The organism is Hymenobacter piscis (assembly GCF_018760735.1).
Classification (GTDB): domain Bacteria; phylum Bacteroidota; class Bacteroidia; order Cytophagales; family Hymenobacteraceae; genus Hymenobacter; species Hymenobacter piscis.
Genome location: NZ_JAHHZN010000005.1, coordinates 210,350 through 228,526, shown reverse-complemented (window position 1 = coordinate 228,526; position 18,177 = coordinate 210,350). Strand labels below are relative to the sequence as shown.

At 63.2% G+C, this 18,177-nt stretch carries 15 protein-coding genes; 5 read left to right on the top strand and 10 right to left on the bottom strand.

What is annotated here, in order from left to right; genetic code table 11:
* Window positions 1–38: 38 nt before the first annotated feature.
* Together KLP40_RS07975 and KLP40_RS07970 are read right to left on the bottom strand one after the other, a co-directional pair.
* Complete coding sequence (locus KLP40_RS07975; RefSeq protein ID WP_215593245.1) at window positions 39–2,546, bottom strand: hypothetical protein; 2,508 nt, start codon at window positions 2,544–2,546, stop codon at window positions 39–41.
* 93 nt (window positions 2,547–2,639) lie between these two features.
* Window positions 2,640–2,972 (bottom strand): DUF1684 domain-containing protein, encoded by a 333-nt coding sequence (locus KLP40_RS07970; protein ID WP_317196761.1) that lies wholly within the window; start codon window positions 2,970–2,972, stop codon window positions 2,640–2,642.
* On the opposite strand from KLP40_RS07970, the gene polA reads away from it, so the two are divergent.
* Entirely contained in the window at window positions 2,940–5,822 is a 2,883-nt protein-coding gene (gene polA / locus KLP40_RS07965; protein WP_215593243.1) for a DNA polymerase I, read from the top strand. The genes KLP40_RS07970 and polA overlap by 33 nt on opposite strands.
* Window positions 5,823–5,896: 74 nt before the next feature.
* The gene (locus KLP40_RS07960; RefSeq protein ID WP_215593242.1) at window positions 5,897–6,319 is read left to right on the top strand and encodes a DoxX family protein; all 423 of its coding nucleotides are present in this window, start codon (window positions 5,897–5,899) and stop codon (window positions 6,317–6,319) included.
* A gap of 75 nt (window positions 6,320–6,394) precedes the next feature.
* Here the strand turns inward: KLP40_RS07960 and KLP40_RS07955 are convergent, their stop codons facing one another.
* Together KLP40_RS07955 and KLP40_RS07950 are read right to left on the bottom strand one after the other, a co-directional pair.
* Window positions 6,395–6,874, bottom strand: a complete 480-nt coding sequence (locus KLP40_RS07955) for a lipocalin family protein (RefSeq protein ID WP_215593241.1) — start codon at window positions 6,872–6,874, stop codon at window positions 6,395–6,397.
* A gap of 48 nt (window positions 6,875–6,922) precedes the next feature.
* Window positions 6,923–7,396 carry a lipocalin-like domain-containing protein gene (locus KLP40_RS07950; protein ID WP_215593240.1) on the bottom strand — a complete coding sequence of 158 codons (474 nt, stop codon included), beginning with the start codon at window positions 7,394–7,396 and terminating at the stop codon, window positions 6,923–6,925.
* Window positions 7,397–7,647: 251 nt separating this feature from the next.
* Here KLP40_RS07950 and KLP40_RS07945 point away from each other — a divergent pair, with 251 nt between their 5' ends.
* Window positions 7,648–8,661: a YpdA family putative bacillithiol disulfide reductase gene (locus KLP40_RS07945; RefSeq protein WP_215593239.1), complete on the top strand. Its 1,014-nt coding sequence runs from the start codon at window positions 7,648–7,650 to the stop codon at window positions 8,659–8,661.
* Between the two features lie 76 nt (window positions 8,662–8,737).
* Here KLP40_RS07945 and KLP40_RS07940 read toward each other — a convergent pair whose 3' ends face one another.
* The 3 genes from KLP40_RS07940 to KLP40_RS07930 form a co-directional block, all read right to left on the bottom strand.
* Window positions 8,738–10,189, bottom strand: coding sequence for an SGNH/GDSL hydrolase family protein (locus KLP40_RS07940; RefSeq protein WP_215593238.1), 1,452 nt, complete (start codon window positions 10,187–10,189; stop codon window positions 8,738–8,740).
* Between the two features lie 21 nt (window positions 10,190–10,210).
* Window positions 10,211–11,458: an OmpP1/FadL family transporter gene (locus KLP40_RS07935; protein ID WP_215593237.1), complete on the bottom strand. Its 1,248-nt coding sequence runs from the start codon at window positions 11,456–11,458 to the stop codon at window positions 10,211–10,213.
* 174 nt (window positions 11,459–11,632) lie between these two features.
* The gene (locus KLP40_RS07930; RefSeq protein ID WP_215593236.1) at window positions 11,633–12,451 is read right to left on the bottom strand and encodes a cyanophycinase; all 819 of its coding nucleotides are present in this window, start codon (window positions 12,449–12,451) and stop codon (window positions 11,633–11,635) included.
* 234 nt (window positions 12,452–12,685) lie between these two features.
* Between KLP40_RS07930 and mgtE the strand changes: the two genes are divergently transcribed.
* The gene (mgtE, locus tag KLP40_RS07925) at window positions 12,686–14,071 is read left to right on the top strand and encodes a magnesium transporter (protein WP_215593235.1); all 1,386 of its coding nucleotides are present in this window, start codon (window positions 12,686–12,688) and stop codon (window positions 14,069–14,071) included.
* 187 nt (window positions 14,072–14,258) lie between these two features.
* Here mgtE and arfB read toward each other — a convergent pair whose 3' ends face one another.
* On the bottom strand, window positions 14,259–14,666 hold the full coding sequence (arfB, locus tag KLP40_RS07920; protein WP_215593234.1) for an alternative ribosome rescue aminoacyl-tRNA hydrolase ArfB: 408 nt from the start codon (window positions 14,664–14,666) through the stop codon (window positions 14,259–14,261).
* A 149-nt stretch (window positions 14,667–14,815) separates the two neighbouring features.
* Complete coding sequence (locus tag KLP40_RS07915; RefSeq protein WP_215593233.1) at window positions 14,816–15,247, bottom strand: hypothetical protein; 432 nt, start codon at window positions 15,245–15,247, stop codon at window positions 14,816–14,818.
* A 128-nt stretch (window positions 15,248–15,375) separates the two neighbouring features.
* Here KLP40_RS07915 and KLP40_RS07910 point away from each other — a divergent pair, with 128 nt between their 5' ends.
* Window positions 15,376–17,439, top strand: coding sequence for a M13 family metallopeptidase (locus KLP40_RS07910; protein WP_215593232.1), 2,064 nt, complete (start codon window positions 15,376–15,378; stop codon window positions 17,437–17,439).
* Window positions 17,440–17,609: 170 nt separating this feature from the next.
* On the opposite strand, the gene KLP40_RS07905 is transcribed toward KLP40_RS07910, so the two are convergent.
* Window positions 17,610–18,083, bottom strand: coding sequence for a nuclear transport factor 2 family protein (locus KLP40_RS07905; RefSeq protein ID WP_215593231.1), 474 nt, complete (start codon window positions 18,081–18,083; stop codon window positions 17,610–17,612).
* Between the last annotated feature and the right edge of the window lie 94 nt (window positions 18,084–18,177).

The window sequence follows — 18,177 nt, the reverse complement described above, 5'->3', positions numbered from 1 at the left end:
GAGTGCAGCGCCCAGGCCCGCTCCTACCCGGCTGGTTGTTACGGCTCAATCATCAGCCGGCAATTAACGGCCGGACCAGTGTCAAAATCGGCCCGCACAACGTACAGACCCGCCGCCAGCCCCCGCAGCGACCAGTCCCCCCCCGTTGCGCCGGCCGTGACCGGCAACTCCCGCACCGGCTGGCCCAGCAGGTTCAGCAGTTGCAGGCGCCGGGGCACTTGGGCCCAGGTAGCCCCGAACGAGTTCCGGGCCGGATTTGGGTAGCACTGCAGGGCCACCGGCCCGGCAAGTGGCCTTGCCCGGGCCGTTACCACTCCCCCGGCCGGGAGGCGGGCCAGCCCCAGCAGCGGCTTGGCCAACCCGGCATTGCTGTCAAAGTCGCCGGCCAGCAAAATTCGTCCCTGCGCATCGGAGCCAATGCTGAACACGTTCCCGCTGCCGGGCAGGTCGGGCCCGGATCCGTCGAAGCCTCCGTCTTCCCGCAGGCGAACCACCGCCACCAGACCAGCCGAGTAATTGGCCGCGAAGCCCCCGCCCGCCAGCAGGCGGCCATCGGGCTGGGCATAGAGGCTGCGGGGAAAAAACACGGGGTAAAGATTATCCTGGAAGGTACTGTCGAGGCGGCCGGTGGGTAGCAGCCGGGCGATGCTAGCCCGGGAACTCGTGTGGGACGCGTGCCGGGGTACCTGACCGCAGACCAGAATCCGGCCGTCGGGCAGTACCAAGGTATAACGGGCCAGAAAGTTGGCCATCGTGTTCACTTCGACCGGATCGAAAGACGTATCCTGCCATCCGGAGTTCTGCACCCGATACATCTTTCGGCCTACCAGCAGTATTTTCCCGTCGGGAAGCGGCAGTACCTGCCGGGCCTCCTCCAGCCGAGTGCTCAAGCCTGCGTCTAGTCCGAACGACCAGTCGGAATCCCCGCTGGGTAAGAGCCGGCAAAACCAACTCCGGCTCAGCTTCTGCGCCAGGTTACCGCCCAGCAACACCCGGCCGTCGGGCTGCGCGGCCAAAGCGGAGAGGTAATCGTCGGCCGAAAACCGGGCGAACCGGGTTGTATCGAGTTGGCCGTCGAGGCCGACGCGCACCAGCGCCCCCCGGGAGGAAGTACCCACCCGGAAGCTTCCCCCGATCAGCAGTCCGCCCCCGGGCTGCAGGGCCAGCAGGCTGGGCGAACCAGCCAGAAAGGGACTGCGCCGGGCAAAAGCCGTATCGGGCAGCCCGGTGGGGAGCAGGCACCCCAGGTTGCCGGCCCGTACGCCGTCGAGCAGATCGAACTCGCCCACCAGGGCCACGCGCCCGTCGGGGAGCAGCTGCTGGGCCTCAACCCGGCCCGCCTGCACCAATTGGGGGTGAAACTGATCGTCGGGCAGGCCGCTGGGTTGCAGGCGCAGCAAGGGTCCCTGGGGGCCGGGCTGGTGGTTGTATACACCTGCCAGCAGCGGCGGACCACTGCCCGCCGCCAGCTGCTGCACCGTCAGCGACAACCGGACCGGCAACTGGAAGCCGGTATCCGGGCGGCCATCGGGCAGCAGGCGCAGCAGTGGTGCCCCCGCCGGCTGGGTGGGCACTACCAGCAGGCCACCATCGGGCTGCAGTTGCAGCCGGTCAGCACCCTGAAACTGGGCGATGCCGTACGCGGCCGGTGCCTGAAAGTCGGGGTCGGCCTGACCGTCGGCCAGCAGTTGCTGAATTCCGCCCACCCGGCCCTGTAGCTGCAGAGTAGCCACGCCTGCCACCACCACGCGTCCGTCGGGCCGTAGCGCCAGGGCCTGCACGCTCTGCCCCTTGGCTAGCCCGGCCTGGAAGCTGGGGTCGGGCGAGCCATCGGGCAGCAGGCGCACCAGCCCCTGATCCGGGCTCTCAAACGACCCACCTACCAGAATCCGCCCGTCGGGCTGCACGGCCAGGGCGTTGACCTGCACGCTGCCATTGCTCTTGCTGAAGCGGGGCGCGAAGCTAGTGTCGCGCTGGCCGTCGGGTCCGAGCCGGATCAGGGCTGTGCCCGTGCTGCTGAGGCCGCCCAGCAGAATACTGCCATCGGCCTGCAAAGCCACCGCCAGCACCTGGGGCCAGTCGGGCGGGCGGGCCGCGACCACAAAGGAGCTGTCGGGCCGGCCGGAAGCCAGCAAGCGCACGCCGGCAGCAGCTATCCGCCGATTTCCACTGATAACCAATCCATTGATACCCAGCACCAGCACCCGGCCGTCGGGGTATGCCAGCAGACGCGGCGGAAAGGCCACATATTCGGTAGAAGCCTGCAGTTCGCCCAGCTGGCGCTGAAAAGCCGCGTCGACGCTGCCATCGGGCCGCAGGCACACCAGATTACCCACCCGCAGGTCGGCCACATGGGTCTGGGGGCCAAGCACCAGGCAGCTGCCGTCGGGCCGATAAGCCGCGGCGTAGGGCGGCGCGTAGCGTCGGGCCTGCGTCCGGAAAGTAGAATCGGGCTGACGGATCGTCTGGCTTCGGGCAGTGTCGGCCAGCACCAGCAGCCAGCAGCTCAGCAGTAACTGCAGGAGCCGGGAATACCTAGTTGACATCGGGACGAGCATATAGGGTAGCGGGTCGCTAAGGTAAGGAACGGGACCCAGGAATATAGCGCGGTAGCAGCCTGTGCGGAGGCTTTATCTGATTTACTGGTAGTCGCTCCTCACGCTGGCCTTTACCGCCCTGGTCAGCCGGTTTTCCGGCGGCGGCACGGGGCAGGAACAGCCGGGGCCGTAGGCGCAGCAGGGGTTGCGGACCCGGTTAAAATCGAGAAATACTGCCCCATACAGTCCCTGGCCGCGGCGCAGGTCCAGGTAATGGCCGCCGCAGTAGCTGCTTGAAATCCGTAGTGCGTCGGCCACGATGCTGCGGGTTGCGTACTCATCTCTTCTACCGGGCGCCGGGTTGTGCTGGTCCGGCCCCGTTGCCTTCCGTACCTTCGCCCTATGACTTCCGAAACGCCCGCCACCCAGCCCCACAAGCTTTTCCTGCTCGACGCCTTCGCCCTGATTTACCGGGCTCACTTTGCCTTCAGCAAGAATCCGCGCGTGAACTCCAAGGGCCTCAACACCGGGGCTATCCTGGGCTTCACGAACACGCTAGTGGAGGTGCTCCAGAAGGAAAAGCCCACCCACATCGGGGTGGCGTTTGATGCGGCCAAGAAAACCTTCCGCCACGAGCAGTACGCCGAGTACAAGGCCCAGCGCCAGGCCATGCCCGAGGACATCGGTCTGGCCATCCCCTATATCAAGCAGATCATTAAAGCCTTCCACATTCCTATCCTGATGGTGGAAGGCTACGAGGCCGACGACGTCATTGGCACCCTGGCCCGGCGGGCCGAGCAGCAGGGCTTCGGGGAGGTGTACATGATGACGCCCGACAAGGACTACTGCCAGCTGGTAACCGACTGCGTGAAAATCTACCGGCCAGCCTTCATGGGCAACGCCGCCGAGGTGCTCGACGTGGCCCACGTGCTCCAGCGCTTTGAGGTAGAGCGGGTAGAGCAGGTCATTGACATTCTGGGTTTGCAGGGCGACGCCTCCGACAATATTCCCGGCATTCCGGGCATCGGGGAGAAAACGGCTAAAACCCTCATTCAGCGGTTTGGCTCCGTCGAAAACCTGATTGCCAACGTGGACCAGCTCAAGGGCAAGCAGCAGGAAAACGTGCGCAACTTCGCCGAGCAGGGTCTCATGAGCAAGGAGCTGGCCACCATTCACCTCGACGTGCCCATCGAGTTCGAGGCCGACAAGCTGGTGCTGGATCAGCCCGACGAAAGCCAGCTGCGCCAGCTGTTCGAGGAGCTGGAGTTCCGCCAGCTGGCCGCCCGCGTGCTGGGTGATGGCAGTCCCGCCGGTGCCAGTGCGGCCCAGAAACCCAAACCCAAAAACCAAAAGCCAACGCCCGGCCAGGGCAGCCTGTTCGGTTCCTCCGCCGACGCGGCCGTGGCGATTGGCGCAGAAGAGGGTGAAACCGGCGAGTTCGGGGCGCCCGCCGGGCCGCGCCGGACGCTTCAGGACGTGGCCCACCAATACCACCTGATGGATACGCCCGAGCGGCGCCAGTCCCTGCTCGAATTCCTGCTGCGGCAGACGGAAGTCAGCTTCGATACCGAAACCACCGGCCTCGATACCATGACGGCCCGGCTGGTGGGCCTCTCCTTCTGCTGGCTGCCCGGCGAAGCCTACTACGTGCCCGTGCCCACCGACGACCAGGCCGCCGCCCAGGCCCTGGTGGACGAGTTCCGGCCCTTCTTCGACGCGGAGCAGATCCTCAAAATCGGCCAGAACATCAAGTACGACCTCACCATCCTCAAGCACTACGGCGTCGAAATCCGGGGCCCGCTGTTTGATACCATGCTGGCTCACTATCTGCTGGAGCCCGACATGCGCCACGGCATGGATGTGCTGGCCGAAACCTACCTGCACTACACGCCGGTGCCCATCACCAGCCTCATCGGGCCCAAGGGCAAAAACCAGAAAACCATGGCCGACCTGCCCCCGGCCGAGGTGTCGGACTACGCCTGCGAGGACGCCGACGTGACCCTGCAGCTCAAGCACGTGTTCGAGCCATTGCTCCGGGAAGTGGGCCTGCTGGAGTTGCTCAACGAGGTGGAAAACCCGCTGGTGCCGGTGCTGGCCGCCATCGAGTACGAGGGCGTGAAAATCGACTCCGAGGCCATGGGCGAATACTCGGCCGAGCTCCAAGGCTACGTGCAGGAGCTGGAATCCCAGATCTTCCAGGAAGCCGGCCAGGAGTTCAACATTGCCTCGCCCAAGCAGCTGGGCGAAATCCTGTTCGATAAAATGGACCTCGGGGGCAAGAAAATCAAGAAAACCAAAACCGGCCAGTACGCCACCGGCGAGGAAATACTGAGCCAGCTGGCCGCCGAGGCCCCCATTGCCGGCCTTATTCTGGAACACCGCCAGCTCAGCAAGCTGCGCTCCACCTACGTGGAAGCCCTGCCCCAGCTGGTTTGTGAGCTCGACGGGCGGGTGCACACCTCCTTCAACCAGGCCGTGACGGCCACCGGCCGCCTCTCCAGCACCAACCCCAACCTGCAGAACATTCCCATCCGCACCGAAAAGGGCCGCGAAATCCGCAAAGCCTTCGTGCCCCGCGACGACCAGCACGTGCTGCTGGCGGCCGACTACTCCCAGGTAGAGCTGCGCATCATGGCCGATTTCTCGGGCGACGAAACCATGATTGAGGCCTTCCGACTGGGCCAGGACATCCACACCAGCACGGCCAGCAAGGTGTTCCGGGTGCCCCTGAGCGAGGTGGATGGGGAGATGCGCCGCAAGGCCAAAACCGTGAATTTTGGCATCATCTACGGCATTTCGGCCTTCGGACTGGCCCAGCGCATCGGCATCGGCCGCAAGGAAGCCACCGACATCATCGAGACCTACTTCCAGGAGTTTCCGCGGGTGAAGCAGTTCATGGACGAGAGCATCAACCAGGCCCGGGAGCTGGAATACGCCACCACCCTGCTGGGCCGCCGCCGCTACCTGCGCGACATCAACTCCCGCAACGCCACGTTGCGCGGCTACACCGAGCGCAACGCCATCAACGCCCCCATCCAGGGCACTGCCGCCGACATCATCAAGAAGGCCATGATCAACATCCACCAGTGGCTGCGCGATGAGAAACTGGCCACCCGCATGATTCTGCAGGTGCACGACGAACTGGTGTTCGACGCCGTGCAGGAGGAAGTCGCCTACATCACGCCCAAAATCAAGGAGCTGATGGCCACCGCCCTGCTGTTGCCCCACGGCGTGCCCCTGGAAGTGGAAGTCGGCACCGGCCGCAACTGGCTGCAGGCCCACTAGGCGGCCGGGGGCGGGTATCCGGGCCGGGCTGTTCGCCGTATAGCCGGGGCCGGGCCTTTCCCGGCCCGCCCGCTATGTCTGAAAAAATCCACACTACTACCCTCCAGCACGTGGCCCGCGGCCTGCTGGGCACGTTCATGGTAGTAGCCGGCACCGGCCACCTCACCTTCCAGCGCCAGGACTTCCGGGCCCAGGTGCCCGATTTCGTGCCGTTCGATAAGGATACCACCGTCTTGGCCTCGGGCGTGGTGGAAATCGGGCTGGGGCTGGGCCTGTTGCTGCTGAAAGGCGAAAACCGTGTACGCATGGGACTGGGGCTGGCGGCCTTCTACGCGGCCGTGTTCCCGGGCAACATCCACCAGTACACCCATCACCTCTCCGCCTTTGGCCTCGATACCGACCAGAAGCGGCTGGCCCGCCTGTTTTTCCAGCCCGTGCTCATCGGCTGGGCCCTGTGGAGCACGGGAGCCCTAAAGGCGTTGCGGAAGCGGAAGTAGTCATCTGCTTTCACTCCGCAAAAAAGCCCCGTTGCCGGATAGCAACGGGGCATTTTGCAGGGTAGCCGTTGGGGCTTAGAACGCGGTGAAGGTTATTTCCGTCACTTCCGTTGAGCCGTTGCCGGTGTAGCTCTGGCCGATGCGCAGCTTGCCGTCCGTGAGCTCCGTGATGGTGAACAGCTCGGCGCTGGTGCTGCCCTTCATTTCCAGCAGCAGCAGAATGGAGCCGTCGGCGGTGATGTCCCAGCCACTGACGCTCGTCTGCGGATCGTTGGCGCTGCAGCGGGTGGCGCCTTCATCCAGCACGAACGTCTTATCGGGGTTGAACTTGTAGAAGTCATCCTTCGAGCAGGCGTCAATCTGCGTATATACGTCCTCTACCGGGCTGTTACCCTCTTTGTAAGTGAAAGCGGTAATGCGCCAGTTCTTCGCCGTAAGCAGTTCCGTCTTGGTGGCCGTTTTGGGGGCTACATCCTCCTTGTCGTCCTTGCAGGAAGAGAAAAAAGTGGCACTGAACAGCAGGGCTGAAGCCAGCCAGATGGTAGATTTCCGCATGATACTAACGTACAATTCTATTGAGGGGAAGTAGTTAAAACAGCCTGCTTACTTTGCTTTAAAGGAGAGCGTCATGGTGAGGGGAGTACCCAGGAAATCCACTGTTCCGGTTACTTTCAGCGACGAGTCCGTCAGCTCGGTAATGGTGCTTTCTTCGGCCTGACTGCCCTGCGCGGTGAGAGTGAGTTTGGTCTGATCCGAATTCAACGCCCAGGTGCCGGCTTCGGCCCCCGATGGGCTGCACACGTTGGTATTCTCGTTGAGCGTGTAGGTGCCGCCATTGCTGGTGTTCACGAAGTGGTAGAAGTCATCCTTCTCGCAGTCCTCGAACATGCCCACCTGGTAGGCATCCACTGTTTGGCCGCTCACCGTAACTTCCGCCCCGGTCATGATCCAATCGTGAGCGGCCAGCATCTCGGCTTTGGTTTTAGGAGTGGGGTCTTCCGATTTGTTGTCGCTGCTGCAACCCACAAAAGCACTGCTGGCGGCAACCGCCAGGGCAAGGAATGAAATACGTTTCATTGATAGGATAAAAAAAGATGGATGAAAACGCGCGTGATAGGCACGGGCTTTCTGTTTAGTATGACTTCGAAAAAAATACGGATGCGCTAACTATACTGCTGACTCTTACCTATCACTTGCGGCACGAAGATAGGAAGGGTGGGGAAAAATCCGCCATCGGCGGCGGCGGCTCGCCACATTATTTTACCGGAGCCGGAAAAACCATTCGGGAGCAGCAAACATGCGTCCCCCTTCGGCGGTAGAAGTACTCTATGACAACCCTCGTTTCTTTTGATGTAGTAGTGATTGGGGCCGGGCCGGTGGGGCTGGCCTGCGGGCTGGAAGTGCAGCGGCGCGGCCTCTCGGTGTGCGTGCTGGACAAGGGCGCGCTGGTGAATTCCATCATCGGCTACCCCACCAACATGGAGTTCTTCTCCACGCCCGAGCTGCTCGAAATCGGGGGCCACCCCATGACGACGCTGCACTACAAGCCCCTGCGCGAAGACGCCCTCGACTACTACCGCCGCGTAGCGCAAACCGAAAAGCTCCCGCTCCGCCTCTACGAGCGGGTGCTAGGCCTCGAAGGCGAGCAGGGAGATTTTACCGTCGTGACCGAAAAGGGCCGCCTCGGGGCGCGCTTCGTGGTGGTGGCCACCGGCTTCTACGACGTGCCCAACCTGCTGGGCGTGCCCGGCGAAGACCTGCCCCACGTCACGCACTACTACAAGGAGCCCTACGCCCACGCCGACCAGGACGTGGTCGTTATCGGGGCCAAGAACTCCTCGGCCAAAGCCGCGTTGCAGCTGCTGCGCGCCGGCGCCCGCCCCACCCTGGTCGTGCGCGGCCCCGACATCAGCGAGTCGGTGAAGTACTGGATCCGGCCCGACCTGGTAAACCGCATCCAGGAGGGCCGCATCGGCTGCCTGTTCAACAGCACCGTGGCGCGCATCACGCCCGATGCGGTGGAGGTAAATACGCCGGAAGGCCCGCGCACCCTGCCCGCTCAGCACGTATACGCCCTCACCGGCTACCACCCCGATTTCTCGTTTCTGGCCACCCTGGGCATCACCTGCGGAGCCGATGCCGCCCGCACGCCGACGCACCATCCCGACACGCTGGAAACCAACCGCCCCGGCCTCTACCTAGCCGGCACCGTCTGCGGGGGGCTTAACACCAGCCGCTGGTTTATTGAAAACGGCCGCTACCACGCCCAGCTTATTGCCGCCCGCCTGGCCGGCGAAGCCGCCCCCACCCTACCCGACGTGGTGCAGACGGTACAGCTGTAATGAGTGGAAACTGCACAAAAAAAGCTCCCGCCTCAGGTTGAGGCGGGAGCTTTTGCTTTTCCGGAAAGGGCAGACCTTACGGGAAATCTACGCCCCGGTAATCGTTGGCGTTTACGGTCGGGACCTTCGCGCCGTAGGTGCTGTTGATTACCTGAATCATTTCGTTAGCCACGATGGCGTAGCCGCGGGGCGTGGGATGCACCCCATCCAGCGAGAACAGGTTGCCGCTGATAAAAGCAGCCGTGTTGTTGACCCCGTTCGTTACGATACCACGGGCCGCGACGCGGGAGAAGAAGGCATTAGCATCGAATACACCTAGGCCTTTTTCGGCTGCTTTGTCTTTGATGGCCTTATTGAATGCCGTGGTAGCTGTTCTGACGAGTCCTTGCTCAACGTCATCGAGTACCAAGGTGCTCGGAATGGGGTGAGCGGCACTAGCTCCAAAGGCCTGCACTGTATCAATACCTTGCAGTTGCAGGAACAGCTCCAGCGTCACAAAAGCGGGCAGCGCAGGCTGAGCCTGCTTGTATACATCACGCCACGCGCGGCCATTGTTTGGCATCCCAAAGAGAGCCAGATAGGGAGATGCCGTCAGGGTAAACAGTTGGTTTCCTGAAGACCCGTTAGCGTTACGAATTGTATTAACAGGAATTACCTTACGGGCAGGGGGAGCACCTGGTGTGGCAGAGAAGCCACCTGTTGTAACAACGACAGCTGGTACTTGGGCAGCTTCCAACGTGGCCCGGAACACAGGTCCTACCGTGGTAAAGAACGGAATATTGGTCACATCCGGGATAGTAGCTACTACCCCCTTGGCGCCATCAGCCGTCAGGGCATTGATGAGCTTGGAGTTCTTGTCCTCAAAATCCGCAGTAGGCGTCAGGAAGCTAGCAGCTCCCCCGGCAGTAGCGAATCCCAGCACATCGTTGTTACCCAACCAGTTGGTAAAAAAGGTTGGTTTTGAGGCCGTCACGCGTTCCAGGTAGGTCTGGAGTGGCTGATTATCAGGCGTAATCCGCTCGAAATACGGGTTACCCAGCATGCTGCCGTAGCCCGGCGTTTCAATATCCGATAGGCGAATGCCGGGTACCCCCAGATTGTTGATTGGGTCGGTGTATTTGGTATACAGCGGCCGACCCGGCGCGGCGCCCTGGCGCAGGGCCAGGTTAGTGCTTACACTAGCCGTGATGGGCGAACCGGTGGGCGTGAAGCCGGCCAGTCGCAGGTAGCCGGAGCCGTTTTCCTGATTTGGCGCATTAAACAAGGGCTGTACGAACTCGCCGCCACCTACTGTTTTGAGCTGCTGGGCCAGAATGGCGGGGTAAGATTGTTGCTGACCCGACAGGTATAGGCCACCATCAGAAAACCCGGCCGTTAGCGAGTTGCCGACGGCAATATATTTTGAGAAGTCGACGCTCCCGCTGCTGGGCTTAACATCGTTTTCCAGGTCCGGCTGACAGGCCGTGAGTCCCAGTCCGGCCAGAAACGCCAGGGGCGCGGCTTTACGGAAGAAAATAGAAGTATTCATGGGGCAGTGCGTGAGACGAGGTTAGAAAGTGTAATTCAGGCCGATGCCGGGAATCACGATGTTGGTTTTGTAGGTGCCGGCAATGCGGTCCGTGGTCCCGTTGTTGAGCAGCTCCTGCTGGGTCTGGGTGCGCTTCTTGATGCTCACGTACTGGGCCGACAGATCCACGCCGAACTTGCCGAACGCGTACGAAGCGCCAAGCGTGCCGCTGAGGCGGTCGTTGTCGGGCGTTTCGGGGGTCACGAAACCGTCTTTTACGGGGCTCTCATCGTACGAGCCACCGGCGCGCAGGGTCAGGCCGCTGGTGAGCTTGTACTGCCCCCCCAGGCGGAAAGTCAGCGCATCCTGGTACTCCCGGCGCGATTCGCTTACCGTCGAGCCATTCACCTGCTTGTCGAAGTCGAAGCGCAGGGTGCGGTACTTGCTCCACTGGGCCAGGTTCACGTCGAAACCAATGGTCAGGTTTTCGGTGGGCATGATGCCGATACCGACGCTGGTCGTGGCCACCAGGGGCAGGGTAGCGCCAAACTTGGTCGCCTCGAAGCGCGAGGAGAACGTGGCCGGAATGCCGGTGAACGTCACGTCCCCATCTTTTACGACGGCGTCAATTTTCGAACGGTAGTTGATGCCCAGGCTCAGCTTCTCGGAGGGCTTGAAGAAGATGCCGGCGTTGAAGCCCAGCTTGGTATCGGCTTTGCCGTCGAGCTCCACGTGGCCGAAACCGTCGGGCAAGGGCACATCGCGCTGCAGATTAACCGCCCCGTAGGCCAGTACCACCAGGCCGGCACCCACGCTGAGCTTGTCGCTGATGGCGTAGCTGACGGTGGGCTGCACGAAAATCGACTTCAGGTCAATATCCGTCAGCGACGTGCGGCCTTCCCAGCCGTCGGCGTACTGCAGCTTGCTGCCGAAGGGGGTGTACACGGCAATACCGGCGCGGAATTTCCCTTCGGCGGGCCCGAAGCCGGCGTAAAAGTTCAGGGGCGTGGTAATGGAATTACGCAGTTCCCGCTGCTGGTTGCTGCCTTCGGCCACAAACGCGTTGCGGGCCAGCGTGGCATTCACCCCCAGCTGAATACCGCGGTCTTTCACCATGGCCAGCGCGCCGGGGTTGTAGAACATGGCCGCCTGGTCGAGGGAAAGGCCCACGCCCACGCCGCCCATGCCGTTGTTTTTCTGCCCGGCCAGCGTCACCTGATAGCCACCCGCCGAGGCCGCGGTACCCGTAAGCAACGCACTTCCTGCAAGAAGTAGAGACTTGAATTTCATACAAAGAGTGAGATGAGTGAGAATTTAGGGGGTCAAGGGCCTAAATGTAGGAAAAAGAGAATGATTTAGTCGGCACGCCGAACAAATTTGACCGGCGTTATTTTTCGGGTTGGTGAGTACTCGCTCAGGGGTTTGGTGGGGCCAGCAGCCCGGGCCGCGGATTTCAGGAGCAAGTTAGCGGGAATCGGCCACCTCCCGGGTCAGCAGGTTCAGGTGCTGGCCGGCCACGAGCAGGTGCACGCGCAGGCCCTGCCCGCTCACGGGCTCGCCCCGCCCGATGCGGCCCAGGTTACTGCCGTGCAGGTGGCGCCCGTCCATAACGGTGGCCACGCCGTCGCCGAACACCTCGGCCTGCTGCCCGCCGCGCACAATCAGGCCGGTTTCCTCGGCCAGCCCGATGCCCAGGTAGGCCGGGTGGGCCAGCAGGGCGTGAGCCAGGCGGCCGAAGCGGCCGCGCTCGGCAAAATGCTGGTCGATGAACAGGCGGGGCAGCAGGCTGAGGCCGGCGGCCGTCTGGATGCCGCCCTTGCGCAGGGCCCGCCAGCCGTAGCCTTCCACCAGCATCTGCTCGGTGAGGGCGGCGGCCCCGGCGCTGGTGCCGGCCACCATAAAGTCGGCTTCCTGCTGGTAGCGCTCGTGCAGGAGGCGCAGGAACTCGGTACCCTTGAGAAAATCGGTGATGCGCTCCTGGTCGCCGCCGCTGAAGAACACGAGGCCCGCCCGGCGCAGGCGGCGCAGGGCCGAGGGCGAGTCGGCGGGGTGGTGCTCGTTGATGGGCAGGTGGCGGGCCACGGCGCAGCCCAGCTCCCGGAACGACTTCTCGTAGGCGGCGGCCGTGCGGTCGGCGTTGCGCCAGGAGGCTACCGTAATGATTTCCACCGGCGTATCGGGGCCCGGCAGCAGGTCGCAGAGCAGGGCCAGCATCGCATCGTCGTCGCCGCCGCCGAGGGCGACGAGGGTGCCGAGCGGCGGGGCAACGGAAGACTCAGACATAGAAAGGCAGCGGGAAGGACGGCCAAAAGTACGCGCTGCCCGCAATTCGGCAACTCCGGGCGCCGGGAAACTGCGCCGGACCCCGAAAATAACGGCGGCGGCCCCGGGCGGCGGCGGGCAGAAAGTTCCGGCTCCCGCAACCGATTGGCCCCGGAAAGCCGTACTTTTGCGCGCCGGTTCCAGCCGCTTCACCAACGCCTTCTGCCTAGCGAGAAACACGCCTTTTCCGACTTCATGAATCAGCACCCCACTCTCGACCACATCACGTCCCTGATTCAGGAGGGCGAGTTTTTCAAGCTCAAGGAGGCGCTCAAGCATTTTGAGCCCAGCGAAGTGGTGGATTTGCTGGAACAGGAAGAGGAACGCGAGCAGCTCATCATTTTCCGGCTGCTGCCCCTGCAACTGGCCACGGAGGTGTTCGAGTACCTCGACCTCGACATTCAGAAGCACTTTCTGGCTAACCTGAGCCAGGAAAAGATTTCGGACATCCTCAACGAGATGTCGCCCGACGACCGGACGGCCCTGCTGGAGTTTTTGCCCGATGAGCTGGTGCGGGAGCTGATTCAGACCCTTTCGGAGGCCGAGCGCAAGGTAACGCTGGAGCTGCTGGGCTACCCCGAGTACTCGGTGGGCCGCCTGATGACGCCCGACTACATTGCCATCCGCGAAACCTGGACAGTGCAGCAGGTGCTCGAGTACATCCGCCGCCACGGCGGGCAGTCGGAAACCCTGAACGTGCTCTACGTGACCGACGAGCGGGGCAAGCTCATCGACGACATCCGCATCCGGGAGTTCCTGCTGGCCGCCCCCGACGTGCGGGTGAGTGAGCTCATGGACCGCCGCTTCATCTCCCTGAGCAGCATGCAGGACCAGGAGGAGGCCATCGACGAGTTCCGGCGCAACGACCGGGTGGCCCTGCCGGTGGTCAACGACCAGGGCGTCCTGTTCGGCATCGTGACCATCGACGACATCCTCGATATCCGGGAGGAGGAAGACACCGAGGACATCCAGAAGCTGGGCGGCTCCGAAGCCCTCGACGAGCCCTACCTGGCCACATCCATCTGGAACATGGTGAAGAAACGGGCCGGCTGGCTCGTGATTCTGCTGCTGGGCGAAATGCTCACCACCTCGGCCATGCACCACTTCGAAGACGATTTGCAGAAGGCCGCCGTGCTGGGGTTGTTTATTCCGCTCATTATTTCGGCCGGCGGCAACGCCGGCTCCCAGGCTACCTCCCTCATCATCCGGGCCATGAGCCTGGGCGAATTCACGGTGTCGGACTGGTGGCTGATTCTGCGCCGGGAGCTGATTTCGGGCTTGCTGCTGGGCCTGATTCTGGGCGTGGTGGGCTCGTTGCGCATCGTGCTCTGGGCCAATTACGTCGACCCCAACTACTTCGGCCCCTACTGGGCCCTGATTGCCGTCACGGTGGGTTTCTCCCTGCTGGGCATTGTGCTCTGGGGGGCGCTGTCGGGGGCCATGCTGCCCATGCTGCTCAAGCGCCTGGGCCTCGACCCGGCCACGTCCTCGGCGCCCTTCGTGGCTACTCTGGTGGACGTAACGGGCCTGATTATCTACTTCTCGGTGGCCACGGCCGTACTGCGCGGCACGCTGCTGTAAGCTAGAAGCAGCAAGCTGAAGCTCCCCGCAACAACACAGGCCAAGCAGAACGTTATTCCGAGCGAAGGCGGAACCGCAGCCGCAGCCGAAGAATAACGCGCGCTGAGGTTGACTTATTCTAACGACCTCAGCACGCGAGATTCCTCGGCTGCGCTCAGAATGACGTTCTGCTTGCTGACAAGCGGCCCTAGAAATCCACCCGGCCGCGGTTGGACTTTTTGTCGCCGTGCTTCTTTTTGGATTCCAGGCGCTGGCGGACGGCACCTTTGCTGGGTTTGGTGGGGCGGCGGGCCTTGGGCTTGTGCAGGGTTTTGGTGAGCAGCTGGTGGAACTTGAGCAGCGCCGTTTCGCGGTTGCGGAGCTGGCTGCGGTCTTCCTGGGCCGTTACCAGCAGCTCGCCTTCGGCGGTGAGGCGGGAAGCCAGCTTTTCGAGGAGCGTCTGCTTCTGCTCGTCGGTGAGCAGTTGGGAATCGGCCACCCGGAAGCGCAGCTCCACCCGGCTTTCCACCTTATTCACGTTCTGCCCGCCCGGCCCGCTGCTGCGGCTGGTCTGAAATTGCAATTCGGGCAGGAAATCGGGGGCGGGAGGCAGCATGATTTTACAAATGTGATAAATGTGGGGATGTGGTAAATGTGGGGGAATGTGCTGAATATGGTAGATGTGATGCGTGCGAGAACGATAAGTAAATGTAAGCGGATGATGGCGTAACGCGCACATTCAACACATTTCTCACATTCTCCACATTAGCTTCTCCACGTCAAGAAAAGCAGCCACCCGGCGCGGGCGGTCCAGGCCAGGGTGCGGGGCCAGTTGGTGCGCACCAGCCCGTCGATGACCACGTAGTTGTAGCCGCGGGCGAGGCGGTTGTGGAAGGGCACGGTGATGAAGAACGTGCTGGCCCACACCAGCCCCACCAGCCCCAGCTGCCCCCAACGGGCCGTTGCGCCCAGCGCCTCGCCCTCCCAGGCCAGCCACCCGGCCGCGCCCAGCTCCAGCAGCATCGGGGCCATCACCACCCAGCTGATGCGGGCCGAATGCTCCCGGTGAAACTGCTCGAACTGCGCGGGCTCCACGCGGGCGAAACCGGGGTAGTGCACCAGTTGCACCGTCCAGATGAGGCCGGTGAGGTAGGCGGCGAGGCCGAAGTTGAGCAGCAGCAGGTGGGCCAGGGTCATGGAAGAAGGGAAGAAGGGAAGAAGGCAAGAAGGCAACGGAGACGCGGGAGCGGGAGTCTATGGGGGCGTACGGCAAATGGGCGCGCCGCGCTACATTCGCCCGAGTTCTCATCCCTACCCTTCTGCTTATGCCTTCTCCCTTCCCTGCCCGCCGACCCTGGCGGCTGGCCCTGCCCCTGCTGGGTTTGGCCCTGACCGCCTGCAACTCCGGTAGCTCCTCCGACCCCGCCAACAGGCCCGATCTGATTCAGGCCAACCTCGATACCACCGTGCGCCCCGGCGACGACTTCTACCGCTACGCCAACGGGGCCTGGTTCAAGGGCCACCCCATTCCGGCTTCGGAGAGCAACTGGGGCATTGGCAAGGAGGTGCAGAACGAGATATACGGGCGTCTGCGCCAGCTCAACCAGGAGGCCGCCCGGGCCAATGCCGCCACCGGCACGGCCCAGCAGAAAATCGGGGATTTCTGGGCCGCCGGCATGGACAGCGCCGCCATCGACCGCCAGGGCCTGGAGCCCCTACGGAAGGAGCTGACCCGCATCCAGAACATCACCACCGTGAAGGGCGTGCAGGCCGCCATTGCGCGGCTCCAGCTGCTGGGCGTGAACGCGCTGGTGGGCGGCTACGTGGGTCAGGATGCCAAGAACAGCGAGAAAATGGCCCTCCATCTCTGGCAGGCGGGCCTGGGGCTACCCAACCGCGACTATTACTTCAACCAGGACGCCCGCACCCGCAACATCCGTCAGGAATACGCAAAGCACCTGACCACCATGTTCGGGCTGCTGGGCCAGGAGGCGGCCACCGCCCGGGCCAACATGACGCGCGTGCTGGCCCTGGAAACCAAGCTGGCCGGCGCCTCCCGCAAGCTCGAAGCCCTGCGCGACCCCTACGCCAACTATAACAAGATGGCGGTGGCGAAGCTGGATGAGTTCACGCCCGGCCTCAACTGGAAGCCCTGGCTGGCCGAAATGGCCTTCGCGGGGGCCGATACCGTGATTGTGGGTCAGCCCGAGTTCTACCAGGAGGCCGGCCGCCTGCTGCGCACCGCCCCGCTTGCCGACTGGCAGGCCTACCTGCAGTGGCAGCTCGTGCACACCTACGCGCCCACCCTAAGCCAGGACTTCGACCAGGAAAACTTCCGCTTCTACGGCACCGTGCTGCAGGGCGCCAAGGAGCAGCGCCCCCGCTGGAAGCGCGTGCTCGACGCCGAGGAAAACGCCATGGGCGAGGCCCTGGGCCAGTTGTTCGTGCAGGAGTACTTCACGCCCGCCACCAAGAAGCGCTACGAGGAGCTCACCGAAAACATCGTAGCCTCCTTCCGGGAGCATATCCGGGCCCTGGACTGGATGAGCGACACCACCAAGCAGAAGGCCCTGGTGAAACTAAGCAAAATCACCCGCAAGGTGGGCTACCCCGATAAGTGGAAGGACTATTCCTCGCTGCGTATTGACCGCACGTCCTTCGCGGCCAACGTGATGCGGGCCAACGAGTGGCGCTACCGCTACGAGGCCCGCAAGCTGGGCCAGCCCGTCGACCGCACCGAGTGGGGCATGACGCCCCAGACCTACAACGCCTACTACAACCCCAGCAACAACGAGATTGTGCTGCCGGCCGCCATTTTCGCCATTCCCGGCCTGCTCGATGCCGACGCCGACGACGCCCTCATCTATGGCTACGCGGGGGCCAGCACCATCGGCCACGAACTCACCCACGGCTTCGACGACGAGGGCAGCCAGTTCGACGAGAAGGGCAACCTGCGCAGCTGGTGGACCAAAGCGGACCGCCGGGCATTTGATGCGCGGGTGAAGGGCATCGTGCGCCAGTTCAACGGCTACACCGTGCTCGATTCGCTGCACATCAACGGCAAGGCCACGGCCGGGGAGAACATTGCCGACCTGGGCGGCATCGTCATCGGGCTCGATGCCTTCAAAAAGACCGAGCAGTACAAGAAGGGCGAGAAAATCGGGGGGCTCACGCCGGTGCAGCGCTACTTCCTGGGCTACGCCCTGGGCTGGCAGGTGCACCAGCGCGACGAGCGCCTGGCCCAGGCCATCCTCACCGATGTGCACTCGCCCGCCCAGTACCGCATCAACGGCCCCTTCGCCGACGTGCCCGCCTTCTACGAAGCCTTCCACGTGCAGCCCGGCGACAAACTCTACCGCCCCGATTCGGCCCGGGTGAAGATTTGGTAGGGAGTAAGGATTAGGGATTAGGGATTAGAAAAAGAACGTCATTCCGAGCGCAGCCGAGGAATCTTGCGTGCTGATGTTGCCAGAGTAATTCTATCATCAGAGTTACCAGCCCAACGTCAGCACGCGAGATTCCTCGGCTCCGCTCGGAATGACGTTCTCTTTTTGTTCGCCTACGCCTGCTTTGGCCGGTTCATGAACTGTTCCAGGCCCTGGCGGGCCTTGGCCTGCACCGGGCGGCGCAACATATCGGACCAACCCAGCAGCCAGCCCGATGCCCCCAGGGCCTGCCGCGACCAGCGCCAGAAGCTGAACTGGTCGTGGTGGGTGCGGATGAGGCCGTCCTGGAACGTGAAGCGGGCCTGCACGTGGTTGTGCACCGGGCGGCGGGTTTGGGAGAAGGTGTAGCGCGCGTCCCAGGTGGCGCGGCCCTGGTGCGCGTCGGCGGCTACGTCGTTGTAGGCGAGGCGCAGGTCGCCGCCCCGCTCGCAGAGCATGCGCCACATCTGCCCGATTGCGGGGCCCTGCAGCTCGAAGATGGCATCCTCGAACGTAGCCTCGGGATGATAGCAGGCGGCCATGGCGGCGTGGTCGCGGCGCTGGAAAGCCTGGTAGAAGCGGTGCAGTAAATCCTGGTGCGGGTGCATGAAAGAAGCCGGAGCTGACCGGCCGGTCAAAGCTACCCAAAAAGGCGGCAGTGCATGGAGGCCGGGCGGGTGCCGACTTTGCCCAGCCCCGGCA